Origin of the sequence: Neobacillus sp. PS2-9 (genome assembly GCF_030915525.1) — a bacterium.
Lineage (GTDB): Bacteria > Bacillota > Bacilli > Bacillales > Cytobacillaceae > Neobacillus.
Genome location: NZ_CP133269.1, coordinates 4464584 through 4477709 on the forward strand (window position 1 = coordinate 4464584; position 13126 = coordinate 4477709).

The following is a 13126-nucleotide window of genomic DNA, read 5'->3' on the forward strand; positions in this document are numbered from 1 at the left end:
ACCCATCCTAAACCAATTAGCGTGATTTCCCTATGCCGAACCCCCTAGTTCACAAAAAATTCAGATTCTCTCTTTGACCTGAAGAACAATATATACATTTGATTTTTTTCTCAGAGGGTATACTAATGAATATGGATTTCTTTAGGAGTGAGAGGAATGATTTCCCTAGACAAATCGCACGACCCTCGAAATAATGGTGAGATGCTTGCACAAATCACAGGAATACAACTGGATATTAAGCAGGCGGTCAGCGAAACAGAAGAATTATTTGATCAGCTTTTAAACGAAGCGGTTGCCCCTATAGCTACTAAGAAACCTTTCCAACCGTCACCCTTTTTTAAAAATGTAACAGAAGGCTTATTTCGTCTACTAGCAAAACCTTCACGTCTTTTAAAACCAACGAGAATCTTAGTTGATGATGAAGGAATGGTATTCCCAGATTGGAAGGATACGCTTGATACAGAATACATGCGATTGAAAAAGCAGATAACCCGTGAAGTAAATGTCATGGATTTTGGTGCAGTTGGGGACGGTATCACAGATTGCAGTGCTGCTTTTCAAAAAGCAATTGGTAATGGACGGGTAAAAGTCATTGTCCCACCTGGAGTTTTTCTGACAAAAGGGCTCAAACTGCCCTCATGGACATGGCTTGAGGGTTCCGGTAAAGGAGTTACTACGATTAAGCTCAATCAACAGGCTTCAAAAGGTACAAGACTAGTAACCAACGCTAACCATTGGCGGGGCAACCATCATCTTTTCATTAAGGGCTTAAGCTTAGACTGGAATGTTGAAAGGCTCGGGGAAGCAACAAAAACAAGTACATGGGGGAACCATTCGAGCTGCTTAACATACGCAAATGTGACCTATGGTTGGGTAAAGGATGTAGAAGGAATCAATCCTGGACTTCATTGCTTTGATATCTCCTCCACCCTTTACAATTACGCCGGTGATGGATACCGTGCACGTGGCGGCAGTAAGTACGTTTGGCTAGACAATGTTACTGGCTATGGCTTTGGTGATGACGGAATCACCACTCATCATAGTGATTATATTTGGATTTCTCATTCGCATATGTGCGACCCGAGTGGACGAGCCCACCAAAAAGGCTATTCCAATTCAAATGGAATTGAAGTGGATGACGGATCAAGAAATGTGCTGTTAGTGAATAATTCATCTGCTAGATGCTTTGGCGGTGTAGAAATTAAAGCCCATCAAAATTCCTCAGCAGCCTCAAATGTGGTAATCGCGGGTCATATCTCTGTCAATGATAACCGTTCCTTTAACTTCCGTCATATCGGTCACCATAAAGCTTCCGATGCTGAATCACTGACTGCTTTTAACATTTTGGCATTGAATCTTGCTGCCATTGCACCTGTTTTTTCAACGTTATACGAAGATTCCACACCCCGCGGCATGGTGATTTCTGCTTATAAAAATGTGGTGATTAACCATTTTACTTTAATCGGAGAAGCTAATTACGACTATCAAGGAAATCCGGTAATAGCTGTTCAATACCGTGCTCGAAATGTGCTTCTAAATAACATTTCGTTTAAGGATTTTACTCATGCTGGATCAAATATAAAAGTTTATGGTGGCGAGAATCCTGCTAATTCTATCAAGCTGGAAAATATCAAAGTTTTACAGCCTTTGAATAAATAAACAAATAATAAGCATTCTAAGATGTGTTTAGGAGGTGAAAATTTTGTCACATCAATCGAATGCAAATGAGAAGCAACAGGCTAAAAATAATCGTCAAGGCTCCGGATCAGAATATCACAGAGAGCATGCGGGTAATGTTGAAGGCTACGGCCAGCCGCACCCAGTTAATGGTGAAAGTACTATGACCAATAACAAGGAATAATCTATTTATGAGTGAAAGAGATTAAATAAATAAAATGACGTGTACCCATTGTACACGTCATTTCTTATGCCTTTTTTCAACCTCTAATTCATCGACAAGCTTTTCTGCCACTCTCCGGTATAAATTACTCATGTGAACTAGCGAAGAAATCATCAACACTTGTTCCAGATAAGGAGAATCCTCACTCTGTAACGACGTAATTTCTCCTTTTACTTCCATTACCCTTTGCTCGATGTCCTCTTTAAAATCAACTGCGTTCTGGCTGGTTAAATGAAGATAGCTTGTATAAAAAGATTCAACATCCAACTCTTCTTTTACAATCATCTTATTAATCCCGTCAAGGGTTACCTTAATATCATTGATTGAAAGTGCCCCTTTTAACTGGTAAATCAAACTAATTAGAATCAGATGCTCTTTGGAATATTTCTTATTTTGAATTGGAAAAATTAACTTCCCTTTTGCATAGTTATTGATCATTGTTTTGGTGAGAACCTTTTCGTCCTCATTCCGTTTTGTTTCGTTAAATTTACTTTCAAATAATTGAATGACCTGGTCCATATATAAATCAATCTTTGGAATCTCATCCAAAGTTAAGTTCGTCTCTAAGCCAAGTTGGTTAATAATTTGGTTAATATGTTCCATTCCAAAAACCCCGCTCATCTTCATTATATTTTCATTATACATAAACAAATAGTTGTTGACTAGGTGTAGTTACATAAGTATCATTATAAGTAGTTATTAAAACTACATGTTATGTTAGGAGGAATTAATATATGAACAATTATATTCGTGAACCCATTAATGGACTGACTCACTTAGCTGGAGCAGTTTTAGCCTTTGTTGGGCTCCTCGCAATGGTCATCAAAACCGCAATGACGAATCCCTCCCCACTGGCTATTACAGCAGTCATTATCTTTGGGGTTAGCATGATCCTGCTTTATTCCGCTTCGGCCACCTATCATATGGTTATTGCTCATGACAAAGTAATTGCTTTTTTGAGACGGCTCGACCACTCAATGATATTTGTACTGATTGCTGGAACATATACCCCTTTCTGTTTTATCAGTTTGAACGGAAAAACTGGCGCCATTCTATTTTCGATTATCTCGAGTGTTGCGATTAGTGGGGTTGTTTTTAAAATGGTGTGGTTTACTTGCCCGCGCTGGATTTCTACTGCATTGTATATTGCCATGGGCTGGATGATTGTTTTTGTTTTTTCTCCGCTAACAGGTAGCTTAAACCCAATGGGGTTATTATTACTAATTCTCGGGGGGATTTTTTATACAATCGGTGGGGTCATATACGGGGCAAAACCGAAGTTCTTAGAAACAAAATACCTAGGATTTCATGAGATCTTTCATATTTTCATTTTACTAGGAAGCCTGGCACATTTCTTCTCTGTGTTTTTGTACGTCATATAATAAAAAATTAAAAGGGCTGACCATTTTATATGTGTCAGCTCCATTTGGTTTATTCTTTCAATTTTTCTGGTCTGCAATCCTCATTAATTCTTCGTACAAAACTACTCCATGATTATAAACAGGATCCTTTGCACCATACAGAAGTGTAACCCTATCTTTCGTACTCAAATCAATGATTTGCTCAATCATCTGCAGCTTTTGTTCATCGCTACGCAGTTCATTTAGGTATTGCTTTCGAAACTCATCAAACAGTTCTGGCTTATGACAGAACCATTTCCGCAGCTCATTGCTTGGAGCGATATCCTTAAACCAAAACGACAATCTCGCACTCTCTTTAGATATCCCCCTAGGCCACAACCGGTCAATTAATATCCGACAGCCATCCATATCATCATACGGTTCATAAACTCTCTTAAGAAAAATATTACTCAACCTACCACCTCATTAATAACAAAATTGTCCTCTCAAGACGGACAGTGTCCATGGATGGTGCCTGACACCTAATCCTCGTCTTTGACGTCGATGCTTTCTGGGATGGGTTCGTTTAGGATTTCTTCGATTAGCTCCCTGTATTTTTCCAATTGTTTTAGATGGGTGCTGAACTGGTCTTTGTTGATCAGGTACTGCTCCCCATCAAAAACGGCACGTATTTTCTTTTGTTGAATGAGACCTTTAACGTTGGCCTCTGGCATCTCTAGATATTCTGCTGTTTCCTTTATAGTAAGATACAAAGTTACTACTCCTCTATTGAAAAATTAACCTGATTGACCATTCGTCCCAATCTCCCTTTTGTAGTGACAGCTTGAGACAGTGAATTTAGAATGGCTTCCTCTGCAGCCTCGGCAACAGCCATAAATAGTTGATTCATAATCGGATGTTCCTCACGAAGCTGGACTCGGGTTTCAAGAACATTCTCTGAAAAGTGAGCTATTTTTTGAGCCGTTGAAAAAGCAATGACAATATCACCACTGCCATGACTAAAATGACTGCCTGTACGACCAAGACCAATCCCGCAGCGTTTGGCTAGCCGTTGTAATTGCCGGTCACTTAGCGGAGCATCTGTGGCCAATATAATGATAATGGAACCATCCGAAGTTTCAGATACTCCTTCTCCGCCAGCATAGCGATAACTCTGTAGCTCTTCTTTTTTTCCAAAGTTACTTAAAACAAGGCATCCGACCGTGTACTCTTCAACGATACGGGAGGACGAACCAATTCCTCCTTTGTAGCCAAAGCACACCATGCCCTTCCCTGCTCCAACTGCTCCTTCTACTGCCTGATTGATAGTTGCATTCTTGATGGCATTGACCGCATGCTCCGGTTTCACTGGAAAACGCCTTATAGAATTCAGGTAGCTATCATTGCATTCACCAACCACAATGTTTATGGTCCCTGTGGTGTCGCCAATTTCAGGATTCTCACTAAGCATGTACTCCAGCACTCCCTGCGTTACAGCAGGTACTGAAAAGGTATTCGTTAACATAATGGGCGATTCGAGGACACCTAATTCATTCACCTGCACAAGTCCAGTCGTTTTCCCAAAACCATTAATGACGTAACTTGCTGCCGTTACCTTTTCCTTAAACAAATTTCCGTTATGCGGTAAAATAGCTGTTACTCCCGTACAGGCATATTCGGCTCCACTCTCTTCAAGCGGGTAATCCAACGTCACATGACCAACTAGGACTCCTTCTACATCAGTAATGCAGTTTTTTACACCCGTTGGCAGTTTCCCAACAGTCATGCCAGCCTCCCTTACCTTCATCACTTAATCCCTGGGCGGTGGTTAAGGAAGTTTTCATAAGCAAAGCCTTTCACTTCGTCCTCTGTATAATGCTTTAATAGTTCATTAATCAGATTTTGGCTCTTAGAGGCATCTTCTAGGTTGGTAATAAACGTAGAGATTCCATCAAAATCGGAGCCTAAACCAATCTGTTTCACCCCGCCCAACGAGCAAAAATGATCAATATGCTTTACTAGGTCAGTTATTTTTACCTCACCAGATTCTTTTACAAACGGTGGATGGTACACAACATGGATTAGTCCGCCCTTGGTAAACATCGCTTTCGCCTGTTCATCTGTTAAGTTACGTGGGTGATGGCAAAGTGCTCTTGCATTAGAATGGCTCGCAATTGGATACTTGGCCAGCTCAATGACCTCCCATATCCCCTTATCACTTAAATGGGAAACATCTGTAAGGATCTGATGCTCGTTATTAAACTCAACGATTTCTTTTCCAAAAAGAGTCAGTCCCGCTCCGCGCGGTTCTCCTGCTCCATCTGCTGCTAGGTTTGCCTGATTCCAGGTCAGCCCTACTGACCGGACCCCTAACCTGTAAAGAATATGCAGTTTGGCTAAATCGTTGCCAATGGCGTCTACCCCTTCGAGTGTCAGCATGGCTCCAATTTGGCCAATTTTTAAGCGGTCAAAATCAGACCATTCCTTGATATGTACCATGTCCGGGTTTCTTCCCAGCACTTCTTTGTAAAAATAATCAATTTGTTCAAGTGCCACCTGAAATTTCTGGTCTCCTTTAATTTCGGGTTCTATAAAAATAGCAAAGCACTGAACCTTTATTTGTCCTTGCTGTAATCGGGCTTTATTGGTTTGTAATTCCGGTGCATCTGCAAATCGAAGGGCCCCTTTGGCTTCTTGAAGTTTCATTAATGCGTCACAGTGTAAATCTATAATATTCATTTAGAATAGTCTCCTCGTACGTGCTTTTACTAAGATTTTATCATATCAAAAAGAGCTAGGTGGAAAATGTCCTAGCTCAAATAAATTTTAATTTTTAATAGGAGCTTAGTTAGTTTGCTCCGCCATCTCTTTTACCTTTGGCAGTACCTTGTCCCAAATATCCGCACTTAAATCTCGATATTTTTCCCCATCCGTCATCACAGAGAAATCCCCTTGTAAAATATGAAGGGTTGTCTTACCTGCCTCCTCCATCAGTCGAAAAGTAATCCCGTTTTCCTCTGTCACTGCAGGCCGCTCAGGACTTCGAACGTCAAATACCGTAAAGCGGAGCAGCTTGTTTGGCTCCAAAGCTGTTACATTACCTTCCACAATAACAGTCCCATCTTGGCCTTTCCAAAGGACCGGACTACCCAGTTCCCAAGTCGATTCAAGGTGAAACTCTGGGCCGCCACTTGAGAATTCTTTCGCCCACTCAGCATTTTTATCACTGATCGTTAGGACTTCCCATACTTTTGCTGCAGGGGTAGTTATTTCAATCGCTTTATCGACGAAAAGCTTGCTCATAAGAATCCTCCTCAAAATAGGCATAATCGTTCATTATTCCTATTATACTTCAAACAAAAACCTATTTTCAAAAAAGGATGTTGATGATGGAGAGAAATCAGTTAGCAAGGAGAATCTCTGTTGCATCTGGGAAAGAGCCTGCAGATACGGTCATTAAAAATGGGAAAATAATAGATGTTTTCAATGGTGAAATTATCCAAGCAGATATCGCCATTGTAGATGGCTATTTTGCAGGGATCGGACAATACGAAGGGAACCATACAATCGATGCTAAAGACTGTTATATTTCACCTGCTTTCATCGAAGGCCATGTTCATATAGAGTCATCTATGGTAACTGCCAGTGAATTTGCCAAAGTTCTCCTTCAGCACGGGGTAACCACCGTAATTGCCGACCCTCATGAAATCGCCAATGTGTGCGGTGCAGCAGGAATACAATATATGCTAGATTCCTCCGAAAACCTCCCTTTTGATTTTTACTTTATGCTGCCTTCGTGTGTGCCAGCCACTGCATTCGAGCATGCAGGAGCCATTTTAAAAGCGGACGATTTAAAACCTTTTTATCATCATCCCCGTGTGCTCGGTTTAGCAGAAGTAATGAATTTCCCCGCCGTATTACATGCAGATCCTGACATGCTTACAAAAATCTGTGATAGTAAGCAAGTCGGGAAAAAAATCGACGGTCATGCTGCCGGATTAACGGCTAATGATCTGAATGTGTATATGTCTGCTGGCATACGTACAGATCACGAGAGCACTACCGCGGCGGAAGCAAAAGAGCGTCTAACAAGAGGAATGTACCTAATGATTCGGGAAGGCACCGTGGCGAAGGATTTACAGCAGTTGATTCCCGTCGTGAATGAACGGAATGCTCGTCGCTGTTTATTTGTGACAGATGATAAGCATTTAGATGACTTGATTTGTGAGGGCAGTATTGATCACAATGTGCGTCTGGCCATTTCCTCAGGTCTCTCCCCCATTACCGCTATTCAAATGGCGACGATCAATGCCGCCGAGTGCTTTGGGCTTGCTGAAAAAGGGGCCATTGCTCCCGGATACAAAGCAGATTTTATTCTTATGGATGACCTTGAGAAAATTAAGATTGTTGATGTATATAAGGATGGGAATCCAGTCATTGAAAATGGAGTATTTTTAAATAAGGCAGAAAATAAGAGTGGAACAGGAACGGAGCTGCTAAGGAATTCAGTCCGTTTTCATGACATTACTGAAAAAAGCTTTGATATCCCTTTATTAAGCAAAAAAGCCCATGTTATTGAGATTATCCCCAATAGTCTCGTAACAAGACATGTAATTGAGGAAGTGGAAACCTGCGAACGAGGCACTTTCCAAACTTCTATTCCTAATGACCACTTAAAATTAGCTGTGATTGAACGTCATAATCTGACCAAAGAGATTGGCTTAGGTATCGTGAAAGGATTAGGCCTAAAGGACGGGGCAATCGCTACAACCATCGCCCATGATTCGCACAATCTTATTATCGCAGGTACCAATAATCTTGATATGGTTGTCGCAGCTAATACTCTTAAGGAAATGCAAGGCGGTATGATTGTTGTTAATCAAGGGGAAGTTCTTGCCTTTTTGGAGCTTCCAATCGCTGGGTTAATGTCTGATCGTCCCTATCAGGAGGTTTATTCTAACCTAAATGAGATCAATCTTGCGCTTAAAAAATTAGGGGCATGCGGTGAATTTAATCCATTTTTGACTCTATCTTTCCTGGCTCTTCCCGTCATACCTGAACTCAAAATGACAGACCAAGGGTTGTTTCAGGTTTCTACTTTTAAGCATATTCCCATCGATGCATCCATGTAAAAAGCCAGTCTTATCGACTGGCTTTTTCATTGAGGTTATGAACCTTCTTCTCCCGAAATACTACATGTTCAAGCAATAAACAAAATATCAATCCAACGAGCAAACCGTTCGCGATGATGTTTCGAAGCCATGGCGCTACACTTTCGAAGGCAGCAGGCGGCATGAACATCATCCCAATTCCAACCATCAAGGAAAGTCCAATCACTAATAAATTTCGTGAAGATGGCTTCTGACCCATTAAGTCACGGATTCCAAACCCCATCATCTGAGAGAATGGAATGAACAAGGAAGCGTAAGCAACCTCTAACGGTAGAGTAGATAAAAATTCGCCAATATAGGGGAAAAATCCAATACCCATAATAACTAATGCCCCAATCACCAGCGGGCGTTTTGCTTTAATCCCTGTTGTAGTAATAAACCCAGCTGAAACAGACAAAGGTACCACTCCAACAACTGAAAATATTCCCGAAACAAGCAAGTTTACTCCATTACCGAAGATTCCCTTTTGATACTGCTTAGGCTGGATCTCTTTTTCAAGAGCTATTCCTACTACTAAAATACTGGCAATCACATTCGAGATTAACACAATCGAAGTAATCACGGATGTTAGTACGATCCCTACATCAAACTTTGGAGCTCCCCAGCTGAATACTTGCGGCAAAGCAAACCAGCTACTAGGTTCATAGACTTGACCAGTATGGAGTAAACCAAAGAAATGAAAGAGGCTCCAACCGACCATAATCCCAACGAGCGGCCCCATGCTTTTCCAAATCCCTTTTGCTTTTAATGAAAACAGAAGGATAATGATAATTTCAATTAAACAAATCAGTGTGATTTTTCCATTAAGTTGACCGGTCGCTGTCATTCCAAGGATACTTTTAAAAAACGAACCACTCAACTGGCTTACAAGAAGAATTAAATAAACCCCTGTGACGATTGGAGTGAATAATAACCGTATTTTTTCAATAATAGGCAAGAAGCTTACGATTGCTAAAAATAAACCAGCAATAATAAGACCCATTTCAAGCTGTTGTAGTAAAAGCCCCTGGCCTCCAGGCGCACTCATGGTCCCCAGCAAAATAAAGATTGCCCACCACATTCCAGCAGCTCCTTCAACTACAGGAAGGCGGTGCCCAATAAACACTTGGATCAATGTTGCTGCCCCCGAAACCAATAGCATCCTTTGCATGAAAGTGGAAATTTCTGCAGGGGACATGTGAAAGGCTGCACCTACTACAACAGGAACAGCAATGATATTCGTTAACATAAAGACAGCCCACTGGATGCCTTGCACTCCTGATAAAAGACTGCTTTCTTTTTTCAATATGTCGTTCATCTTTTAGAAACACCTACTCATTTATAAAACTAATGACTCTTGTTTATCGACCTTTCTAGTATAATACCGGTCGAGAAAATAACCATTGGTTGAAGCTAGAACTTGTTGGAAAAGCATCCCAACAACTACAGGAACTGCCACCGCAGCTGGGAAAAAGGAAACAGCTAATACTGCGCCAGCACTGATATTCCTCATTCCACCGGTAAATGTGAGAGTAATAACAGTATTCCGATCCCTCTTCATCAATCTACCCAAAAGGAAGGAAAATAAATATCCAGAGAAGGCAATGCAAAAGACAGTTACTGTTATACCTACAAGCTTAAAATTAATGTCTTTTAAATAAGGAGCAACAATTGCCCCGTTTAGCATCACCACAATGCCGATGCATATTTTTGAAAATGGAGCAAGACGTGAACCTAATTTTTCTTTAATTTTACCCTTTGTTACTTGATTCAGGAACATTCCGATTAAGGATGGAATGACAACCATCCCTAGGAGCCCTTTCATTATATTCAAGAAGTCCATTTCCACTTTTTGACCGATAAATAAGGAAAGTGAAAGCGGAACAATAATGGGGGAAAGCAAGGTATCTATTAAGATAAGAGATAAAACCAAGGGAATGTTCCCTTTGTAGATTGAAACCCAAATAAAACTCGTCACTCCTGTTGGGATGACCATACCTAAAATGAGACCAGTAATGGTGTATACATCACCAGAAAAGGCGACATGGCCTACTCCCCATGCCCAAGCTGGCATGAGAACATGTAATATCAACATCGCCATAAAAATGGGAAAGGGATGAGCCATTACCTCTTTTAATGAACGAAAATTAGAGCTTAAACTTCCTGCGAAGGTCATAAAGGCAAAGATCCAAGGAATCAGATAGGAAAAGTCCGTTAGATGGACACTAAAAATCACCCCAGTTACAACGCCCACAGGAGTAATTAAGGGCATAATTTTTTCTAGTTGTCTATTTAATTTATGCAGCATAACTCTCTCCTATTTGTCTTCCAGCGAATGTAAATAGGCCTTCCAGGCTGTAAGCCCACCATCTAAAACTGCTACGTTGTAATTGTGAGCATCAAGAATCTTCGCACATTTAGCTGCGGAATTCCCCGTGGTACAGGTTACGATGACTTCTCTGTCTCGTGGTAATGATAATGGCGGATTTCCTTCCTTTTCTTCCATACCAAAAATAATCGTCTTTGGGATATTCCGGCTTTCCTCTATATGAAATTCATTGTATTTTTCTTCTGCACGTACATCGAGAACGACTGTCTTGTCCTCTCCAAGCAGCTTTTCATGCAGTTCTTTCGGTGTCAATTTTTTGATTGTCATTGTGTGCACCTCCTTTACAAAGAATACCATAAATTCTTTTCCTGGATGAAAAAAATCCTTCGGTAAACGAAAAAAATAATTACGTCTTAGGTCTTAGATAGAAATAAATCCCAAGTTCATTGAAGAAAACTAGAGGAATTATTATGCTTTATATAGAAGTTATGAAAAAAGGGGATGGAAAAAAATGAAAAGAATTTTAATTCTACTATTAGTTATTACTGGATTATATATTATCTTCAATCAAGGGTTACAAATGGATTGGTCTCAAGCAGAAACCAAGAATACTCAAGCCACCATAACAAGTGATACAGACTTAATTGAAATCAATGTTTCTAGTGTAAGTACCACTATTATTCCGGAAGATCGGGACGATTTAGAAGCCGTTTATAATGGAAAAGAAAAACTAACGGTGAACGACTCAGGGGATAAGGTTGAAGTTTCGATTAAAAACAAATGGTTTGATTGGTTTAACTGGGCACCTTTCTCCAAAAAGAAGGAACTGAAAATCTATATACCAGAAAATTATGACCGCAATATGAGTATCGATTTAGGCTCAGGTAATTTACACTTCTCCGGCATATCCAAAAATAAGCCTTTGAAATTAGATGAGTTAACCGTTGATATTGGCTCTGGAAACCTAAACCTTACTAATCTGGTAGTCAAACATTTTGTCCAGGACGTTTCTTCAGGGAACGTGAATATAGATTCACTAAAGGCGGAAACAGGTTCCTTTGATATTAGTTCTGGTAACCTGGAAATTAAGCACTATACAGGACCAATCGAGGCAGATGTATCATCCGGAAGACTCAGCATTCAAGTCGATCAACTGTTAGATGCGATTACTATTGATGTTAGTTCTGGTGATGTCAGCCTTGATTTACCTGATAATGCTGATTTTTCGATTGATGGTGATGTAAGCAGCGGGAATATTTCTAGTACCTTCCCTTTGACTTCCAAAGACCAAAGTAAACACAGTATCCAAGGGAAGCATGGGTCAGGGAAATTCCCTATCAACCTTGATGTCTCTAGTGGAAATATAAGAATTCATTAAAGCAAAAAGCGGCTGTCATTTGATTAGACAGCCGCTTTCGTTGTTTATTTCTCCAGACTTCTTCGACCACTATGCCAGCTTCGGCTTGGAGCAACACTCTTATTAGATTTCATCAAGGCATTCCCCGTATATACTCTTGTTTCGCTAACCAAAGCGAATAATCCGGTTCCGATAGCCAGGTGAAAAACCGCCGATGAAAGATCCAGGAATGTCATGACTACCACGGCCCCAATAATTAATTGAAAAAGAACTGCCAACATACATAGGACAAGTCTCCTTTGAATGCTCCTACCCCATCCTTTTGTAAAAGACCAGAGCGTAAGTATGAGAATATACAGAGTAGAAACAACGGCAAGTCCACGATGAATGGTTTGGAGAAGTTCTGGAATAGTCGTTGGATAGAAGGTTTGTCTACACCCTAACCATCCACAAGCCAATCCATAAATCTGATGCTTAATATATGCACCAAAAGCCATTGTACACAAGAGGAGAATGAGTACCATATTTAAATGGCGAATGACCGACCTTTGATTCCCTTTCGTTAAATATGCTTTGTATTTTCTATCCTCAACCTCCAGATGTCTCCAAATCCAAATCAAACAGAAAAGAAAGAGCATGGCGATGATTAAATGGACGGAAATCACAATAGAAGGCAAATCAAGGACAACAACAACTGCCCCAAGGAGGACTTGAATCACTAGGAGGACTAACATGGCAAATGCCACCTGATGTACTTTACGCCCATTTCTCTTCCTCATAAGAGTAAAAAATAACACGGCAGAGAGTAAACCAAGGGTTGCTCCAATGACTCGATGCAGATATTCAATTAATGTAGCCCCCTTTAACGTGGGAATAACTTCACCGTTACACATTGGCCATTCAGGTCCACACCCCATGCCAGAATTAGAGGAGGCTACATATCCCCCAAAAACAATTAAAAAATAGGTCAGTAATACTCCAACAAGTGCCAAGTGTTTATTCCTCACCATTCAACCCCCTTGATTTTTTATGAATATTTTGAATCAATTA

General features: G+C 40.5%; 15 protein-coding genes. 5 read left to right on the forward strand and 10 right to left on the reverse strand.

Translation table 11 applies throughout. From position 1 onward, the window contains the following. The first annotated feature begins 156 nt into the window (after positions 1 to 156). The gene (locus tag RCG25_RS22310) at positions 157 to 1659 is read left to right on the forward strand and encodes a glycosyl hydrolase family 28-related protein (protein ID WP_308081008.1); all 1503 of its coding nucleotides are present in this window, start codon (positions 157 to 159) and stop codon (positions 1657 to 1659) included. A 43-nt stretch (positions 1660 to 1702) separates the two neighbouring features. Continuing rightward, positions 1703 to 1861, forward strand: coding sequence for a hypothetical protein (locus RCG25_RS22315; protein WP_308081009.1), 159 nt, complete (start codon positions 1703 to 1705; stop codon positions 1859 to 1861). Positions 1862 to 1918: 57 nt separating this feature from the next. Here the strand turns inward: RCG25_RS22315 and RCG25_RS22320 are convergent, their stop codons facing one another. Beyond that, positions 1919 to 2503: a DUF1836 domain-containing protein gene (locus RCG25_RS22320; RefSeq protein ID WP_308081010.1), complete on the reverse strand. Its 585-nt coding sequence runs from the start codon at positions 2501 to 2503 to the stop codon at positions 1919 to 1921. 131 nt (positions 2504 to 2634) lie between these two features. Here RCG25_RS22320 and RCG25_RS22325 point away from each other — a divergent pair, with 131 nt between their 5' ends. Next, positions 2635 to 3282, forward strand: a complete 648-nt coding sequence (locus RCG25_RS22325; protein WP_308081011.1) for a PAQR family membrane homeostasis protein TrhA — start codon at positions 2635 to 2637, stop codon at positions 3280 to 3282. A gap of 57 nt (positions 3283 to 3339) precedes the next feature. Here RCG25_RS22325 and RCG25_RS22330 read toward each other — a convergent pair whose 3' ends face one another. The 5 genes from RCG25_RS22330 to RCG25_RS22350 form a co-directional block, all read right to left on the reverse strand. Next, the gene (locus RCG25_RS22330; RefSeq protein WP_308081012.1) at positions 3340 to 3714 is read right to left on the reverse strand and encodes a DUF488 domain-containing protein; all 375 of its coding nucleotides are present in this window, start codon (positions 3712 to 3714) and stop codon (positions 3340 to 3342) included. Positions 3715 to 3782: 68 nt separating this feature from the next. Beyond that, the gene (locus RCG25_RS22335) at positions 3783 to 4013 is read right to left on the reverse strand and encodes an excisionase family DNA-binding protein (RefSeq protein WP_308081013.1); all 231 of its coding nucleotides are present in this window, start codon (positions 4011 to 4013) and stop codon (positions 3783 to 3785) included. Between the two features lie 5 nt (positions 4014 to 4018). Then, positions 4019 to 5047: a DmpA family aminopeptidase gene (locus tag RCG25_RS22340; RefSeq protein WP_308081014.1), complete on the reverse strand. Its 1029-nt coding sequence runs from the start codon at positions 5045 to 5047 to the stop codon at positions 4019 to 4021. Beyond that, on the reverse strand, positions 5047 to 5979 hold the full coding sequence (locus RCG25_RS22345; RefSeq protein WP_308081015.1) for a dipeptidase: 933 nt from the start codon (positions 5977 to 5979) through the stop codon (positions 5047 to 5049). Before RCG25_RS22345 ends, RCG25_RS22340 begins: the two co-directional genes overlap by 1 nt. A 105-nt stretch (positions 5980 to 6084) precedes the next feature. Further along, positions 6085 to 6543, reverse strand: coding sequence for an SRPBCC family protein (locus tag RCG25_RS22350; RefSeq protein WP_308081016.1), 459 nt, complete (start codon positions 6541 to 6543; stop codon positions 6085 to 6087). Between the two features lie 80 nt (positions 6544 to 6623). Here RCG25_RS22350 and ade point away from each other — a divergent pair, with 80 nt between their 5' ends. Next, positions 6624 to 8372 (forward strand): adenine deaminase, encoded by a 1749-nt coding sequence (gene ade / locus RCG25_RS22355; RefSeq protein WP_374121092.1) that lies wholly within the window; start codon positions 6624 to 6626, stop codon positions 8370 to 8372. A 10-nt stretch (positions 8373 to 8382) separates the two neighbouring features. Here ade and RCG25_RS22360 read toward each other — a convergent pair whose 3' ends face one another. The 3 genes from RCG25_RS22360 to RCG25_RS22370 are packed head-to-tail and all read right to left on the reverse strand — an operon-like array spanning position 8383 to position 11046. Further along, the gene (locus RCG25_RS22360; protein WP_308081017.1) at positions 8383 to 9708 is read right to left on the reverse strand and encodes a purine/pyrimidine permease; all 1326 of its coding nucleotides are present in this window, start codon (positions 9706 to 9708) and stop codon (positions 8383 to 8385) included. A gap of 21 nt (positions 9709 to 9729) precedes the next feature. Beyond that, a complete protein-coding gene (locus RCG25_RS22365) occupies positions 9730 to 10698 on the reverse strand; it encodes a bile acid:sodium symporter family protein (protein WP_308081018.1) in 969 nt (322 codons plus the stop codon). Positions 10699 to 10707: 9 nt separating this feature from the next. Further along, positions 10708 to 11046, reverse strand: a complete 339-nt coding sequence (locus tag RCG25_RS22370) for a rhodanese-like domain-containing protein (RefSeq protein WP_308081019.1) — start codon at positions 11044 to 11046, stop codon at positions 10708 to 10710. Positions 11047 to 11230: 184 nt separating this feature from the next. On the opposite strand from RCG25_RS22370, the gene RCG25_RS22375 reads away from it, so the two are divergent. Beyond that, entirely contained in the window at positions 11231 to 12097 is an 867-nt protein-coding gene (locus tag RCG25_RS22375; RefSeq protein WP_308081020.1) for a LiaG family protein, read from the forward strand. A 44-nt stretch (positions 12098 to 12141) separates the two neighbouring features. Here RCG25_RS22375 and RCG25_RS22380 read toward each other — a convergent pair whose 3' ends face one another. After that, the gene (locus RCG25_RS22380) at positions 12142 to 13086 is read right to left on the reverse strand and encodes a COX15/CtaA family protein (protein ID WP_308081021.1); all 945 of its coding nucleotides are present in this window, start codon (positions 13084 to 13086) and stop codon (positions 12142 to 12144) included. Positions 13087 to 13126: the final 40 nt, after the last annotated feature.

Coding starts and splice junctions, on each gene's coding strand:
- RCG25_RS22380 (WP_308081021.1), bottom strand. CDS start 13,086: ATGGTGAGGAATAAACACTTGGCACTTGTTGGAGTATTACTGACCTAT.
- RCG25_RS22370 (WP_308081019.1), bottom strand. CDS start 11,046: ATGACAATCAAAAAATTGACACCGAAAGAACTGCATGAAAAGCTGCTT.
- RCG25_RS22310 (WP_308081008.1), top strand. CDS start 157: ATGATTTCCCTAGACAAATCGCACGACCCTCGAAATAATGGTGAGATG.
- RCG25_RS22360 (WP_308081017.1), bottom strand. CDS start 9,708: ATGAACGACATATTGAAAAAAGAAAGCAGTCTTTTATCAGGAGTGCAA.
- RCG25_RS22320 (WP_308081010.1), bottom strand. CDS start 2,503: ATGGAACATATTAACCAAATTATTAACCAACTTGGCTTAGAGACGAAC.
- RCG25_RS22375 (WP_308081020.1), top strand. CDS start 11,231: ATGAAAAGAATTTTAATTCTACTATTAGTTATTACTGGATTATATATT.
- RCG25_RS22350 (WP_308081016.1), bottom strand. CDS start 6,543: ATGAGCAAGCTTTTCGTCGATAAAGCGATTGAAATAACTACCCCTGCA.
- RCG25_RS22340 (WP_308081014.1), bottom strand. CDS start 5,047: ATGAAGGTAAGGGAGGCTGGCATGACTGTTGGGAAACTGCCAACGGGT.
- RCG25_RS22325 (WP_308081011.1), top strand. CDS start 2,635: ATGAACAATTATATTCGTGAACCCATTAATGGACTGACTCACTTAGCT.
- RCG25_RS22365 (WP_308081018.1), bottom strand. CDS start 10,698: ATGCTGCATAAATTAAATAGACAACTAGAAAAAATTATGCCCTTAATT.
- RCG25_RS22345 (WP_308081015.1), bottom strand. CDS start 5,979: ATGAATATTATAGATTTACACTGTGACGCATTAATGAAACTTCAAGAA.